A 15,610-nucleotide genomic window follows, 5' to 3' on the forward strand; every position below is an offset into this window, starting at 1 on the left:
CGGTCCGGGCCGACGCACCCCTCGGCCCGGTACCAACTACCCGGAACACGACAGTACCGAGTCCCCAGAACACCGGTACCAAAAACTCGCATCTGACACTCATGTCTACTTCTACAGCCGGAACGGACACCGCCAAGACCACGAGGCGTCCCCTTCCGCAAATGCTTGCAATTACCTTCGGAGTGCCAGTTGTAATTTTTCTGATGCTCTGGGCCTTTCTGGCGCCATCATTTGGGTCGGGTCCATCCGGAGTACCCATTGCTATCGCTGGGCCCGAACCAGTTCAAGCAAAGATCACATCTGAGATGGAACAACATGAAGAGCATCCGGATCTCATTTCCGTGGATTCTTCGGATAGAGCCAAAGAGATGGTGCAGAACCGAGAGGCTGTGGGTGCGGTAGTCATTGGCAAGGGTGAAGCTACTGTTTATGAGGCTTCCGGCAATGGCAGTCCGTATGTGCAGATGCTCGACGGCATGGCAAAGAAGCTAAAAGCCACCGGCGCCCAGGTAAAAACTGAAGATCTTGCCCCCTTGACCGAGGATGATCCGCAGGCAAGTGGCATTTCAATGCTTGGGCTGCCCCTTGCCTTTGGTGGCATTATCTCCGCTGTACTGTCTGCCTTCCTGCTGCGCGGGCACAAGTGGATGAAGCTTTTTGCTCTTGCCGGAATTGCTGCCCTCGGTGCTGGGCTTGTGGTGTGGATGTTGCACGGAGTCTATGGGACCCTGGATGGAAATATTTTTCAGGAGTGGTTAGGAATTGCTCTGGGCATATTGGCGACATCAACAATTACAGCGGGCCTTGCTGCGCTAATCGGGACACCGGGCATTGGAATCGGTGCAGTTCTTACCATCTTCGTGGGTAATCCTCTGTCCGGTCTCGCTACTGGACCGTGGCTGCTTCCTGCGGGATGGTCCACGCTAGGACAACTGATGCCCATCGGCTCCACGGGTTTCTTGATCCGCTCGATTTCCTACTTTGACGGCGCTGGGGCAACTCGCGCGTGGAGTGTCCTCGCTGCGTGGGTCATCATCGGTTTGCTCTTGCTAGCGTTTGACCGCTCTAAGCCAAAGCTTGAGGCCTAAATCCTCTGTCTAATGCTGGAAAGAAACACGCATCTGTAGGCAGAAAACGCGGTTAGGCGTTGAAATCACAAAAATTAAGACCCCGCTCGCCTGGGATTTATCCAAAAGCGAGCGGGGTCTTCGTTTGCGGGCGGTTAGCGCTGCAGGCCGGTGATGAAGTTCTTTACCTCCTGCGGCAGCATGCCCCAGATGGGGGCCGGGATGGTCTTCTGGAGGTTGCCGGTCACCGCGAGGAAGCCGGGGATGGCGGTAAGGCCGGCGATGGCCGCGATGGCAGCGGCGATACCGGCACCGACGGAGCTAGTGCTGGAGGTGGAACCGAAGCCAGGCTTACCGGGCTTTTCTGAGGGCTTGTCCTCTGGCTTATCGGAAGGTTCATCGGAAGGCTTATCCGCCGGATCATCCGCAGGATCGTCTGGCTGGCCGGCGGAGTCGTCCGCGCCGAGGGTGAATCCGACCTTGACCGGATCGTGGTCGGAGGCGCGGAATGGGGAGTCATCGTAGAAGTCCACGATGTTGTAGTTGCGGCGGGAGTATTCGAAGGCGACGGGTTCGTCGGCGTTGATGTTCCACACTTGGGCGTCGTCAAGCGTGCCGGTGGCAACCTTATTGGCCAGCACGTGGTCGAGGGTGCCAAGCAGGCCGGAGAACTGGTAGGAAGGGTCAGCCTCGTACTTTTCGGCGGGGACGGTGAAGCCGTCGTTACGGAAGACATCGAGCGCGGTCTCGTGGGTGTAGGTATTGAAATCACCCAGGGCGAATAGCGGCTTGTCCTTCCAGTCTTCCTGCTTGTGCAGCGCATCGAGGACGGCCTGGGCCTGTGCGTTGCGGACGTTCGGGTTATTGCCCTGGCCGTCGCCGGAGTCGGCGTCGCCCTTGGCTACGGAGCCCTTGGACTTGAAGTGGTTGGCCACGGCAACGAAGGATTCCTCGCCCTCCTTTAACGGCTGGAACTCCTGGGCGAGTGGCTCGCGGGCGGTGCCGGTGAAGCGATCATCCTGGAAGATGCGGGATTCGCCGACGGGCTTGACCACATCCTTGTGGTAGATAAACGCGGTGCGGATGACATCCGGGGAGTCCGGTACGGCGTCCTCGGAAGGAGAGGGGACGAAGGCCCACTTCTCGGAACCGGCGGCCTCGTTGAGCTTTTCCGTCAGGTGCTTGAGGGCCTTATCGCGCTGGGTAAAGTCACCGGTGACGGCGTAGCCATCTTCGATTTCGGAAAGGCCGATGACGTCGGCATCGAGGCCGTTGATGGCCGCGACAATCTTGCGCTCCTGGTCTTCTAGTGCTGATTGGGTATAGGCGCCGCGGGTCTTACCGCGATTGACGGTGACCTTATTGCCCTCGCGATCGGTGTAGGCGCTGCCGCCGAATTCCTCGCCCAGGGAGGTGAAGTAGTTCAGCACATTGAAGGCGCCGATGGTGTATTCGCCCTTGACGTCATCGATGGCGTGCAGCTCGGCCTCGCGGGAGTTTTCCCAAGAGATGGGCAGGTCTGCGCCCTTGGTGTTGCCGGTGACCGGGGTGGTGGGCTGGAAGCGCCACTGGTCGTGGGAGAAGCCCACGATGACCGGGTGCTGGAAGGTCACGGTATCGGTGGTGCGCAGGGACTTGATGGTCTGGGCATCATCCTGGGCGATGTACGGCAGCGGGGTATTCTGGTCGGTCTTGAGATAGTCGCGGGTGCGGCCATCGTCCAGGGTGACCAGCTTATCGGCGTTGTCCTTGGTCAGCTTCTGGATATCGGAGTTGGGATCTGTGGAGGGGGAGAAGATATCGGAAGGCTGGCGCAGGGCTTCCTTGCCCGGGGCGAGGCCGACCTCGCCGTACTGGTTGAGCGAGTAGTTATTGGTCACGGTGTGCTCGGCTGGCTGGATGAGCATGTGCTCGAAGGGCTCGCGGGCTTCGGTGCCATCGGGAAGTTGGTCTACCTTGAGCGGGGTGACCTTCTCCAGCGGGGTATCGAGCTGCGTGACCGCGGAGGCGGTGAGCTGGGTGGAGCCATAGAATTCGGAGACCTTGCCGGTTACCTCGACGGAATCCTCAAGGGCAGGGTACTGATCGGCTGGTTTGTTACCCATGTAGACGAAGATGGCCTGGGAGGCATCGGTGGCCTCGTTGCCAGTACCACCGGTCTGAATGGTGAAGCCATTGAGTCCACCTTCGGACCACACGCCGGTGACGACGCCCTCGGTGGCCACGGTCTGGTCCTTGAATGGGGATTCGGCGCCGGTGCCTTGGATATCGGCGATGGCGGTGACCCCCTCGGGAGCCGGCTGCTCGGGCTCGACCAGCTCCTCGGGCTGCGGGGTGGGGGCCTCGTTACCGGAGTTGGTCGGGGTAGGTGCTCCGGTGGTGAAGTCGGCGGCGTTGTCATCGGTATCGGTGCCCTCGGCGTCGCGGGAGGCGGATTTGGTATTGGACAGGCCCGCGGCGGCGGTGCTTTCCTTGAGGGAAGCGGCGCCGTAGCCGATGGTATCGATGGGGGTACCGGTGGCGTCGGCAAGCTGCACGGAGCCCTTGGAGCCGGACATGTTGAGGTTGCCCTCGGCGTCTGGGGCAGGCAGGGCCTCGCCCGCGCCATTGCCGGCCGCGCCCTGCACCAGGAAGTAGCCGTGCGGCGCGATGGTGTCGGAAAGCTCCACCTTGCCACCGGTATTGCCGGAGGCGGAGAAGTACTCCACGGTGTATCCGGTCAGGTCAATCGGGGCATCGGTGGGGTTATAGAGCTCGATGAAGTCATGGGTGAAGGCAGCGCCCTTATTGCCGCCGCCCCCGAAGACCTCGGAGATGACTGCGGCGGAGCCATCGGTGGCGGCCGTGGCGGTAGGAACGGCAAGGGCGGCAGAGGACAAGGCGGTGGCAAGTGCCAGCGCGCCGAGGCGGCGAGAAGACATAGATTCAACCTTAAACAGAGAGCGACAGTGTGCGTCGTCTATTAGTAGAGCGCCGCGCCGGGCCAGGCTGAAGGGCACGCCGAAGTTTGCCAGAGCGTCGTTTGGGGTTCACGTAGAGTTTGCTCAACCGGGGTGAAACCCACACTGCGGGGGTGAGTCTAGGTAAAAGGCGGGGGTGCCAACTAAACTAAGCCGCGCAGACCAAAGCCCCATACAGTAAGGCAAATATTTCATGGCTCGTGTAGTTGTCAATGTCATGCCCAAGGCGGAGATTCTGGATCCGCAGGGCCAAGCCGTCGTCCGCGCGCTGGGTCGCATCGGGGTATCCGGTGTGAGCGATGTGCGCCAGGGAAAGCGCTTCGAGCTCGAGGTCGATGACTCCGTCACCGCAGAGGACTTGGAGAAGGTAGCCGCCACGCTGCTGGCCAATACCGTCATCGAGGACTACGAGGTTGTTGGGCTGGAGGTCAAGTAAGTGACCGCCACAATCGGAGTAATCACTTTCCCCGGAACCCTGGATGATGTAGATGCCGCTCGCGCTGCCCGCACCGCCGGCGCAGAGGTGAAAAGCCTCTGGCACGCAGATACCGATCTGCACGGCGTGGATGCGGTAGTAGTGCCGGGCGGTTTTTCTTATGGTGACTACCTGCGTTCGGGCGCTATTTCCGCGCTCGCGCCGGTGATGCAGTCCGTTATTGATCGTGCGAAGCAGGGCATGCCGGTGCTCGGCATCTGCAATGGCTTCCAGATCCTTACTGAGGCGGGCCTGCTGCCAGGCGCGCTGACCCGCAATAAGGGCCTGCACTTCCACTGCACCGATACCTACCTTGAGGTGGCCAATTCCACCACCGCGTGGACCAGCGAGTTTGAGCAGGGCCAGAAGATCCTGGTGCCGGCCAAGCACGGCGAAGGCCGCTTCCAGGCCGGCGATGATGATATCGCCCGCATCGAGGGCGAGGGCCGCGTGGTCTTCCGCTATACCGATAATTACAACGGTTCCGTCAACGGCATTGCCGGTGTGAGCGATGAGTCCGGCCGCATTGTGGGCCTCATGCCGCACCCCGAGCACGCCATTGACACGCTAACCGGCCCATCCACCGACGGACTGGGACTTTTCGTATCCGCCATCAAGGCCGTCGCCCAGGCGCCGGCGGTTTAAGGAGGCCATTTTCATGACCGTTCATAATGACACCGTAGAAAAGGCACAGTCCACCCCGGACGAGCAGCAGCCCTACGCGGAGCTCGGCCTGAAGGATGACGAGTACCAGCGCATTCATGACATCCTGGGCCGCCGCCCCACCGATGCGGAGCTGACCATGTACTCCGTCATGTGGTCCGAGCACTGCTCTTATAAGTCTTCCAAGACACACCTGCGTTACTTTGGTGAGACCATGACCGAGGAGATGGGCGAGAAGATCCTCGCCGGCATTGGTGAGAACGCTGGCGTCGTGGACATCGGAGACGGCAACGCGGTGACCTTCCGCGTGGAGTCCCACAACCACCCCTCCTACGTGGAGCCTTACCAGGGTGCGGCTACCGGCGTGGGCGGCATCGTCCGCGACATTATGGCCATGGGCGCTCGTCCGATTGCCGTGATGGACCAGCTGCGCTTTGGGCCTGCCGACGCCCCCGATACCAAGCGCGTCCTGCCCGGCGTGGTCTCCGGTGTGGGTGGATACGGCAACTCCCTGGGCCTGCCCAATATTGGCGGCGAGACCGTCTTTGATGAGACCTATGCCGGTAACCCGCTGGTCAACGCCCTGTGCGTGGGCACCCTCAAGGTTGATGACCTCAAGCTGGCCTTTGCCTCCGGCAAGGGCAACAAGGTCATGCTCTTCGGCTCCCGCACCGGTCTGGATGGCATCGGCGGCGTTTCTGTGCTGGCCTCCGATACCTTCGAGGACGGCGCCGAGCGCAAGCTGCCGGCCGTGCAGGTGGGCGACCCCTTCGCGGAGAAGGTCCTCATCGAGTGCTGCTTGGATCTCTACCACGCCGGCGTGGTCGTAGGCATCCAGGACTTGGGCGGCGCGGGCCTGGCCTGCGCTACCTCCGAGCTGGCGGCCTCCGGCGATGGCGGCATGGAGGTCAACCTCGATAACGTACCGCTGCGCGCGCAGAATATGACCGCGGCCGAGATCCTCGCCTCCGAGTCCCAGGAGCGCATGTGCGCCGTTGTAGCTCCGGAGAACGTGGCGAAGTTCCGCGAGATCTGCGAGCACTGGGACGTCACCTGTGCAGAGATTGGCGAGGTCACCGAGGGCAACCACCTGGTCATTCGTCACCAGGGCGAGGTCGTTGTGGATGCCCCGGCCGGCACCATTGCGGACGAAGCTCCGGAGTATGACCGCCCGTATGCTCGCCCGGAGTGGCAGGACGAGCTGCAGAAGTACCAGGGCACCGACAAGCGTGGCCTGGTTGAGGCCCTGCAGAAGCTCGTGTCCTCCCCGGCGCTGTGCTCGCGCGATTTAGTCATGAATCAGTATGACCGCTACGTGCGCGGCAATACCGTCCAGTCTCACCATGCGGATGCCGGCGTGCTGCGCATCGATGAGGAGACCGGCCGCGGCGTGGCCGTGTCTGCCGATGCTTCCGGCCGCTACACCAAGCTGGATCCGAACATGGGCGCCCGCCTCGCGTTGGCGGAGGCCTACCGCAACGTCGCCGTCACCGGCGCCAAGCCCGTGGCGATTACCAACTGCCTGAACTACGGCTCCCCGGAAAACCCCGACGTGATGTGGCAGTTCCGCGAGTCTGTGCATGGGCTTGCCGACGCCGCCGTGGAGCTTTCCATCCCCGTCTCCGGCGGCAACGTCTCCTTCTACAACCAGACCGGCGAGGAGCCCATCCTGCCTACCCCGGTGGTGGGTGTGCTGGGCGTTATCGATGACGTACACAAGGCCATCGGCAACGAGCTGGGCACCGTAGACGAAAAGGAAGTTCTCATCGCCCTGGGTGAGACCAAGGACGAGTTCGGCGGCTCCATCTGGCAACAGGTAAGCGCCGATACCTCCGATGCTTCCTCCCTCAATGGTCTACCGCCACAGGTAGACATGGCCAACGAGAAGCGCCTGGCCGAGTTCTTCCACGGCAATGAGCTGCTCACCGCGGCGCACGATATCTCCGAGGGTGGCCTTGCCGTCACCGCCTTTGAGATGGCAAAGCGCGCCGGTGCGACTGCCGACGGCGCCGGCCTCGGCCTCAACCTGGACCTCACCGCGGTCCACGAGGACGAGTTCGTCGCTGCCTTCTCCGAGTCCGCCTCCCGCGTGCTCGTGGCCACCACCGCCGACCGCGCCGATCAGGTCTTCGCCCGCACCAGCGAGCTGGGCATCCCAGCCGCCATCGTTGGCGAGACCACCGAAACCGGCGCCCTCACCCTCGGCGGCGAGTCCGTCGCCATCTCCCAGCTGGTCGCCGCCTGGTCCGCCACCCTGCCGGACCTCTTTGACCACGCTGTGGGCGCTAACTCCGTGGTGGAGTAAACCGCTCCCCATTCCTCGTCGCTCGAAGGCGCGGATACGCGAAAAGCCCGGCTTCGGCCGGGCTTTCTTTCGCGTAAGGCGCCTTAGTGTAGCTCTTTATTCTCATCAACCCATTGGTCAATGCGCTTAAAGATGGCGTCCGAGAGCGCATCATTGTGGTACTTCGAAAACATCGTGGTTCCCTTGCGCATCTGGCCCAGAGCAAGCTCTCGTGCCGCGAGCAAGATGGCATCATCCATCAAGAATTCCCTGATGAGGAATCCGTTCATGATAACGGCCTTGACGGGACCAGCTGAGCGATAGCTGCCCGGGTACACAAAATCACGCATATATGGGGGCGGCTGGTAAGAATCGGCCACATTGAGAGTGGCCAAAGGCACCCATTCTCCGGACTCGTAATCGCGCACGATCCGGAGGTACATCATTTCCACGTTATTGACGCTGAGAGTAGCCACGCGCTTGTCCGTAGGGCGCCTATTGGTTGAAGGCATGGCGGTGACAGTCCAGGTCTTCTTTTCGGTCAGGTGCGGGTAGGGAATGACATAGGCTACGTACGCAGCAAGAGAATTGAGCGCTTCTTCGAAGTGAGGTTGCTGCTGCAGCTGATCAAATCTCTTATTGGATAGGGTGCGTCCGCGAGCCACTTCGGCCCTGTCTCCGATGTGGATTTCTTCGTCATCGGTTGCTGCAACGTTGAGCCACGCCGCTTGCTCTTGCTGGTCGATGAGATCGTCCAAAGGTGAATCGCCCAAAGGCTGTGCCAGGAGCGTTTTATTGCGCAGGAGAATTCCGGATCTACGCCGCCGTTGAATTTCTCCGTATTCCGCCATATTCAGGTCCTTTGCAGCAACCTCAGCAAAGTTGATGGCGATAATATCTGGGTAGGTTCTCCGGTGTTTGGCCAGTCGGGTGGGGAAGTGAATTGTCTGGCCCACATACTGCTCGCCGTTGGCAAATTCGAGCACATAGATGCCGCATTCGCTCTTCAAGGACAACACCGCAGAGGGAGCTAGATCCGACGTAAAGTTCCATCGTTTGAATCGCAGTGTGCCCATAATCTAACTCCTTGAACATCCTTAAGTAGCCGACCTAATTTTTGCCGAGTCTTGGTCATGAGTGCAAAAGAATTCAGGCACAATACTGGTATGTCAAAGTTCTCTGAAGTACTGGATCAACTGCGCGAAAACCAACCAAAGGCGAAGTATGGCATAGCTTTTGAAAAGCTAATGGTCAACTATTTCAAGACCGATCCCACGCTGAAAGCGCAGTTCGATGAGGTCACCCGCTGGGTTGATTGGCGCTATAACGGCGGCAAGGCGGATACGGGAATTGACTTAGTTGCTCACCGTGTAGATGACGGCACGTGGATGGCCATCCAGTGCAAGTTCTATGCTTCGAATGCGCGTATCCAGAAATCCCACCTCGATTCCTTCTTTGAGGCCTCAGGGCATTCCTTTGAGACCGAAAACGGCAGCGAATACTTTGGCAGCCGCATGATTATCTCCACTACGGATCATTGGTCTTCACATGCGGAAGCGGCGTTGGCCAACCAGATGATTCCCACCAGCCGCATCGGAATTTCTACCATTGCCGAGTCCCCGATCAACTGGGATGTGGCGTTCCCAGGCTCTGAGGTTCGGGACAAAAATATTCAAATCAACCTTTCACAGCGCGAAACCTTCGAACCGCGCCCGCACCAGCAAACGGCCATTGATAAAGCCATTGAGGGATTTGAAACCCATGACCGCGGCAAGCTCATCATGGCCTGCGGTACCGGAAAGACCTTCACCGCGCTGCGCTTGGCGGAGCGCGTCGCCGAAGAGAATGGTGGTAAAGCCCGCATTCTGTTCCTCGTTCCCTCCATCTCCTTGTTGTCGCAGACACTAAAGGAGTGGACCGCTCAAGGCCGCCTAGACATGCGTGCCTTCGCGGTGTGCTCGGATTCAAAGGTTTCAAAGAAGGCGGAAGACATCGCGGTCTATGACCTCGAGGTTCCTGTATCTACGGACGGTGAGGAGATTACGCAGCGCTTTGCTTCTGGCAAGCGCGCTAAGGGTCTCAATATTGTCTTTTCGACGTACCAGTCCTTGCCGGCGGTCCATGAGGCACAGCAGCAGGGCCTAGATGATTTTGATTTGGTCATCTGCGATGAGGCCCACCGCACCACCGGCATCACCTTGGCTGGTGAAGATGCCAGCAACTTTGTACGCATCCACGATGCTGACTACATCAGGGCTTCTAAGCGTCTCTACATGACTGCCACCCCAAGGCTTTATGACGACGCGGTAAAGGGCAAGGCCGCCGAGCACTCCGCTGAGTTGACCTCCATGGATGATGAGGGCATTTACGGTCCTGAGTTCTACCGCCTTGGTTTCGGGGAGGCGGTGGATAAGGGCTTATTGACTGATTACAAGGTTCTTGTCATGACGGTCGATGAGTCCGTGGCCGCGGAAGCGATGGCCCGCAGCTACGACAACCAGATAAACCTCACCACGGCTTCGGCGATGATCGGTGCCTGGAATGGTTTGGCCAAGCGCTCTGGTGAATTGCAGGGCAAGAAAGGCGGCTTTGAGGAAAACGCCCAGCCTATGCAGCGCGCTGTGGCCTTTGCCAAGGACATTAAGACCTCACAGCTCATCGCTGATACTTATCCTTCGCTCATTGCCACCCACCAAGAGCTGCTTAAGGATAAGGCAGTGTTGAACGATGTCTCCTTGACCAACGTTGATCTGCGCGTTGCTGCACAGCACGTTGATGGCGGTATGAACGCCATGGAGCGTGGCACCAAGCTTTCCTGGATCGAATCCCCGGCGGATGAAAACGAAAGCCGCATGCTTACCAATGCCCGCTGCCTGTCCGAGGGTGTGGATGTGCCGGCGTTGGATGCGGTCGTATTCTTTAACCCACGCAACTCCATGGTGGATGTGGTCCAGTCCGTTGGTCGCGTAATGCGTAAATCTGCGGGCAAGGATTACGGTTACATCATCTTGCCGGTGGCGGTGCCACCGAACGTTTCGCCTTCGGAAGCACTTGACGATAATCAACGCTTTAAGGTGGTCTGGCAGATCCTTAACGCGCTGCGTGCCCATGATGATCGCTTTAACGCCAAGGTGAATTCGATTGCGCTTAACGGAACGAATGCGCAAGATGAACTGCCCATTGATGTCAACCACGTGTCTGGTGACAAAGAGAAAAGCGATAAAGAAAAGCTTGATGGGGCAGATAGCACCAAGTCCCCAGAGGCGTTCGACGATGCCACGGCTATGACACAGCAGATTGCATTGTTCTCGTTAGAGCAATGGCAAGAGGCAATCTACACCAAGCTGGTGGATAAGGTCGGCACCCGCACCTACTGGGAAGATTGGGCCGATGACGTGGCCACCATCGCGGAGAATCAGATCACCCGCATTAAATCCCTGCTGGAAGGTGCGGATGGCACACTGCGCCAGGAATTTGATGACTTTGTTGAAGGCCTACGCAATAACCTCAACGATGGCATTACCGACGACGATGCTATCTCGATGCTCTCGCAGCATCTCATCACCGCACCGGTATTTAACGCGTTGTTTGAAAACCATGACTTCATCACCCATAACCCCGTGGCACAGGTGATGGAGAAAATGGTTAATGCTCTGTCCAAGGCGAACCTCGACACGGAAACGGAGTCTCTGGAGAAGTTCTATGAGTCCGTGCGCGTGCGTGCTTCTGAAGTGACTTCCGCTTCAGGCAAGCAGCAGGTGATTAAGGAGCTGTACGAGCGTTTCTTCCGCAAGGCCTTCAAGAAGCAATCAGAAGCCCTTGGCATCGTCTACACCCCAGTCGAAATCGTCGACTTCATCCTGCGCGCTGCCGACGACGTATCCAAGAAACACTTCGGTAAGGGGCTTACCGACGAGGGCGTGTGCATCCTCGACCCCTTTGCCGGCACCTCTACCTTCACTGTTCGCCTACTACAGTCGGGCCTCATCAAGCCGGAGGACCTCGCCCGCAAGTACGCCAACGAGCTCTTCGCCACCGAGATCATGTTGCTGGCCTACTACGTCTCCGCCGTCAACATTGAAACTACCTACAACGCCCTGCGCGAGGAAGCCGCGCAGCGCAACGGGGAACCAATTCCAGACTACGTACCCTTTAACAACATCGCTCTAGCGGATACCTTCCAAATCCACGAAGACGGCGACATTCCGGACCTCAACGTCTTCCGCGAAAACAACGCCACCATTGAGCGTCAGAAGAATGCACCCATAAACGTGGTGATCGGTAACCCGCCGTACTCAGCAGGACAGAAGTCCGCTAACGATCTTAACGGGAACTTGAAGTACCCGAGCCTGGACAAGCGTATTGCGGAGACGTATGCAGCGAAGTCTAAGGCGCAATTGAAAAACTCACTTTACGATTCTTACCTTCGAGCGTTCCGTTGGGCCACTGACCGTATTGGTGGCCAAGGTGTGGTGGCGTTCGTCTCAAACGGCGGCTGGATTGACGGAAACACCGGCGACGGAGTGCGTCTATCGATGGCCGAGGATTTCACCGACCTCTATGTGTTTAATCTCCGTGGTAACCAGAGAACCGCCGGTGAACAGTCACGGAAGGAAGGCGGAAAGGTCTTTGGTTCTGGTTCCAGAAACACCGTGGCAATCACGATTGGTGTAAAGGATCCTTCAAAGTCTAGTTTCGACCTGTATTACCGAGACATCGGTGACTACCTCACAGCCGAAGAAAAAATGAGGATTGTGAATTCCTCATTAATTGAATCCACGGATTGGCAGTCAATCAAACCTAACAAGGAAGGTGATTGGCTAAACCAGCGATCCGAGGATTTTGGGAAGTGGCCGATTCTGGGTCAGAAAAATGAATCGAGGAAGGGCAAGGTCTTTCTTGAATACTCGAATGGAGTCGGTACAGGCCGAGATGCTTGGGCCACTGGGTTTAGTCGCTCAAGCGTGCGTAAGTCCATAGAACTTCTTTGCGGCACATACGCAAATTGTGTTTCGGCTTTACAAAATGATCGGTCTATTTTAAACGAAAAGGACGTTTCTGGGTACCTTAAGGAGCATTCCGAGTTACATGATCCCAAAAGGGTAAGTTGGACTCGGGGGCTGCGACAGAGAGCCGCTCGACGTGAGAATGTTTTCTTCAGCGAAAACAATCTGCGAACTTTTTTGTATCGCCCTTTTAGTCAGCAGCGTGTCTATTTCGATAAGCAACTAAACGAAGTTCAAGGCCGTCTGCCTTCGATGTTCCCAGCTCCGGAGCACTTCAACATTGGCTTCTATGTTGTCAATCCGGGAAGCGCTAAACCGTTTTCCACTATTGCTACGGATTTGATACCAGACCTTGCAATGTGGGGAAGTAACGCCGGCCAATTCTTCACCCGCTTCACTTGGTCCCCGCTTGAGGCCGACGATGGTGGCCTGTTTGGTGAGGGGGGCGTCGCCAAGCAAGGCGAAGCGAGTATCTACGGCAAGGTCGGTGAGGTTGTTGATGGGTATGTGCGCGTGGACAACATCACTGATGAGATTAAGGCCTTGTATCGCGATGCGTTGGGCGCTGATGTCACGGGTGATAACATCTTCCACTTTGTCTATGGCAAGCTGCATGATCCTGACTATCGCACGAAGTATGCGGCGGATTTGAAGAAGATGCTGCCGCATATTGAAACACCATCCTCGCGTGAGGAGTTCGACAAGTTTGCTGCGGCTGGTAAAGAATTGATGGACCTGCACGTGAACTATGAATCCGTGGAGCCGTGGCCGCTGGATATTCAGGTCAAGGGTGATGAGTCTGACCGAGAGACTTGGCGCGTTAAGAAGATGAAATGGGCCAAGCGTAAGGACTCGGAGACTGGCAAAAACGTCAATGACGTGACCAAGCTGATCTACAACAAGCAGGTGACCATTGCTGGCATTCCCGCGGCGGCGGATGAGTATATGCTGGGCTCGCGCTCTGCGGTGGCGTGGCTGATTGACCGCTATCAAGTCAAGAAAGATAAAGCCTCCGGTATTGTTAATGACCCGAACGATTGGGCCGATGAGGTGGGCAATCCGCGCTACATCGTGGACCTAATTGGCAAGGTCACGCGCGTGGCGATGGAGACGGTACGCATTGTTGATGGGCTGGTAGAGGAAGGTTCTGCTGTGGAAAGTTAGCAGCATTTCGAGGCGATTTTCCTTGAAGCCCTCCGGCCGCGTCCGTAGACTTACGGTATCGTAGGTTTCTTGTTCGGGTTCGTTGCAGCTAGCAGAAGGGAAGTACCTCGTGGCACAGATTCATGCGAATAGCGCGCCGGGGCCGGGCCTTGTCCAGCGCACTTACTGGATGGCCGACCGCGGGCCTAGGCCGCTCAGCCGTGGCTGGGGGCATGCAATTGCAGCTTTGTTGTCGGTGATTGCCTCCACCGTGCTCATTACCTATGCGTGGATGACGCTGCAGTGGTGGCAGGGGCTTGGCGTAACTGTTTACGGAGTGGGGCTGGTTGGACTTTTTGGCGTCTCGGCGCTCTACCACCGCTACCCGTGGGCGAGCGCGCGTGCTGTGCAATGGTGGCGGCGGGCGGACCACGCGACCATCTCGGTGTTTATTGCGGCGACGTATACGCCGCTGTGCCTCATCGTGTTATCGCCGGTACAGGCGGCATGGATGCTAGGCGTTGCCTGGGCAGGAGCGATTCTCGGCGCGATTTTGAACCTGGTGTGGATTAGCCATCCGCGCTGGTTGGACGTGGTGGTCTACCTAGCGCTGGGATGGCTGGTGCTGCCGCTTCTCCCCACGCTGTGGACGCAAGCCGGCGCGGCCGTGGTCTGGCTGCTCTTTGCCGGCGGCGTGGTGTACTCGCTAGGCGCGCTGGTCTATGGCTTTAAGTGGCCAGGGCGCAATGCGCGCTACTACGGCTACCACGAGCACTTCCACACCGCGACCATCGCGGCCGCGGTGGTGCACCTCGTGGCGGTGTGGATGGTCGTCGTCTAGGGATAGGGCGACTATTAGCACGTCTATTAGCACGTCTATCTCCTCCACCCAGGAATTGCCGGACTGTCTGTAAACTCCTTTTTAAGTGTAAGGGGGTACACATGCTGACGCCGCTACGGTGGGTATTCACCTAGGAGTCATGAGACTCGAAAACTCAACGTGCTTTTGCCCAGCCGATCACGGCTGCGCCGATAGTAGCCCACATGACGTGGACAAGAAGTAGCACTAGAAGCGCGGCGCTGATGGTATCCATCCAGCCCATTCCCAACGTCAGTGCTGCAGGTTGGGTGGACAAAGTATGAGTGCCAAGACAGCAGGTACCTACGGGAAATGTGCTAGCCCACCACGTGGGGTTATAAGACATGGGGGTGCTTCCTAGGGCCGCTCCCCAGTGCTTGCTGATGGCGTAAATGGCCAGCGGGATGCCAAGTCCGAGCATCGCTACACCGTAGACCATTGCGCGGAAGTGCCATTGTTCACCTGCAAGCAATTGTGCTCCCGCGGTAGATTGGCCTACCAGCCCGAGCGGGATCCAAGCAGTAGCAGCGAAGCTGGTAGGAACTTTCGGAATGGTACGCAGGTAAACGAAGGCGAATGTAGGCACTCCTGTAAGCCATGCCAATGCAAAACTGATTACGCCGATGCTGTGGACTATCGATCCCCAATCGCCGGCGTGCGGTGCCAACTGAGCTGAGGAGGTAGCCGCAACCATGGGGGCGACCAGCGGTAGTCCCCAGGTGAAAGCGGGGGCTGACGGGCGATCGCAAATGAGAAACATGAGAAAACGGATGCACGTCACCGCGCCGAGAACCGTTCCTATTGCCCAGCACAAGGTATGAACCGACCAGGCATCATATATGAGGGAGTAGGCGCTACCCAAAGAAAGTATGCCCATAGATACCATGCCCCAAGCGGGCATGTCAGCGGCGTAAAATCCCGGATTGTGGTGCTTTAGAAACCCAAATGCGAGCGATACAGCAAGAATTGTTGCAGCCCCAAGCATGGCTTTCGAGGGGGCCGGGCCTAATAGGGGAGTTACGTGTACGTCGATAAGAGTAGAAGAGATTCCGAGGGTGCTGTTGCAAAGTTGGGGCAGTAGGAAGACCGGCGTGGAATAATCAGGTCCATGGGCATCTTCTCCGGTCGGCAGTTCCCTCGTGAAATCATCCTG

The 15,610-nt window shown here is 58.2% G+C and carries 9 protein-coding genes; 6 read left to right on the top strand and 3 right to left on the bottom strand.

All coding sequences use genetic code 11. The features are described from left to right. Positions 1 to 161: 161 nt before the first annotated feature. A complete protein-coding gene (locus BKN05_RS10605) occupies positions 162 to 1,088 on the top strand; it encodes an ABC transporter permease (protein ID WP_286688612.1) in 927 nt (308 codons plus the stop codon). Positions 1,089 to 1,222: 134 nt separating this feature from the next. Here the strand turns inward: BKN05_RS10605 and BKN05_RS10610 are convergent, their stop codons facing one another. Continuing rightward, the gene (locus BKN05_RS10610) at positions 1,223 to 3,988 is read right to left on the bottom strand and encodes an ExeM/NucH family extracellular endonuclease (protein ID WP_286688613.1); all 2,766 of its coding nucleotides are present in this window, start codon (positions 3,986 to 3,988) and stop codon (positions 1,223 to 1,225) included. A 232-nt stretch (positions 3,989 to 4,220) separates the two neighbouring features. Between BKN05_RS10610 and purS the strand changes: the two genes are divergently transcribed. Genes purS through purL form a run of 3 tightly spaced genes read left to right on the top strand, consistent with a single transcriptional unit; the run spans position 4,221 to position 7,470 of the window. Next, complete coding sequence (purS, locus tag BKN05_RS10615; protein WP_150850979.1) at positions 4,221 to 4,463, top strand: phosphoribosylformylglycinamidine synthase subunit PurS; 243 nt, start codon at positions 4,221 to 4,223, stop codon at positions 4,461 to 4,463. After that, positions 4,464 to 5,147: a phosphoribosylformylglycinamidine synthase subunit PurQ gene (gene purQ, locus BKN05_RS10620; RefSeq protein ID WP_005325791.1), complete on the top strand. Its 684-nt coding sequence runs from the start codon at positions 4,464 to 4,466 to the stop codon at positions 5,145 to 5,147. It abuts the gene before it with no gap. A gap of 13 nt (positions 5,148 to 5,160) precedes the next feature. Further along, positions 5,161 to 7,470, top strand: coding sequence for a phosphoribosylformylglycinamidine synthase subunit PurL (gene purL, locus BKN05_RS10625; protein ID WP_286688614.1), 2,310 nt, complete (start codon positions 5,161 to 5,163; stop codon positions 7,468 to 7,470). A gap of 83 nt (positions 7,471 to 7,553) precedes the next feature. On the opposite strand, the gene BKN05_RS10630 is transcribed toward purL, so the two are convergent. After that, positions 7,554 to 8,525 carry a GIY-YIG nuclease family protein gene (locus tag BKN05_RS10630; protein WP_286688615.1) on the bottom strand — a complete coding sequence of 324 codons (972 nt, stop codon included), beginning with the start codon at positions 8,523 to 8,525 and terminating at the stop codon, positions 7,554 to 7,556. A 90-nt stretch (positions 8,526 to 8,615) separates the two neighbouring features. On the opposite strand from BKN05_RS10630, the gene BKN05_RS10635 reads away from it, so the two are divergent. Both BKN05_RS10635 and trhA read left to right on the top strand, forming a co-directional pair. Further along, positions 8,616 to 13,619, top strand: coding sequence for a DEAD/DEAH box helicase (locus BKN05_RS10635; RefSeq protein WP_286688616.1), 5,004 nt, complete (start codon positions 8,616 to 8,618; stop codon positions 13,617 to 13,619). A gap of 109 nt (positions 13,620 to 13,728) precedes the next feature. After that, the gene (gene trhA / locus BKN05_RS10640; RefSeq protein ID WP_396334674.1) at positions 13,729 to 14,439 is read left to right on the top strand and encodes a PAQR family membrane homeostasis protein TrhA; all 711 of its coding nucleotides are present in this window, start codon (positions 13,729 to 13,731) and stop codon (positions 14,437 to 14,439) included. Between the two features lie 154 nt (positions 14,440 to 14,593). On the opposite strand, the gene BKN05_RS10645 is transcribed toward trhA, so the two are convergent. Beyond that, complete coding sequence (locus BKN05_RS10645; protein ID WP_286688617.1) at positions 14,594 to 15,442, bottom strand: SLAC1 family transporter; 849 nt, start codon at positions 15,440 to 15,442, stop codon at positions 14,594 to 14,596. Positions 15,443 to 15,610 lie beyond the last annotated feature (168 nt).

Source organism: Corynebacterium sp. S5S1 (assembly GCF_001913985.1).
GTDB classification, from domain to species: domain Bacteria; phylum Actinomycetota; class Actinomycetes; order Mycobacteriales; family Mycobacteriaceae; genus Corynebacterium; species Corynebacterium marquesiae.

Excerpts from the sequence above, each read along its gene's own strand:
- BKN05_RS10605 (WP_286688612.1), top strand. The coding sequence starts at position 162 with ATGCTTGCAATTACCTTCGGAGTGCCAGTTGTAATTTTTCTGATGCTC.
- BKN05_RS10630 (WP_286688615.1), bottom strand. The coding sequence starts at position 8,525 with ATGGGCACACTGCGATTCAAACGATGGAACTTTACGTCGGATCTAGCT.
- purL (WP_286688614.1), top strand. The coding sequence starts at position 5,161 with ATGACCGTTCATAATGACACCGTAGAAAAGGCACAGTCCACCCCGGAC.
- BKN05_RS10635 (WP_286688616.1), top strand. The coding sequence starts at position 8,616 with ATGTCAAAGTTCTCTGAAGTACTGGATCAACTGCGCGAAAACCAACCA.
- BKN05_RS10610 (WP_286688613.1), bottom strand. The coding sequence starts at position 3,988 with ATGTCTTCTCGCCGCCTCGGCGCGCTGGCACTTGCCACCGCCTTGTCC.
- BKN05_RS10645 (WP_286688617.1), bottom strand. The coding sequence starts at position 15,442 with ATGCTTGGGGCTGCAACAATTCTTGCTGTATCGCTCGCATTTGGGTTT.
- purS (WP_150850979.1), top strand. The coding sequence starts at position 4,221 with ATGGCTCGTGTAGTTGTCAATGTCATGCCCAAGGCGGAGATTCTGGAT.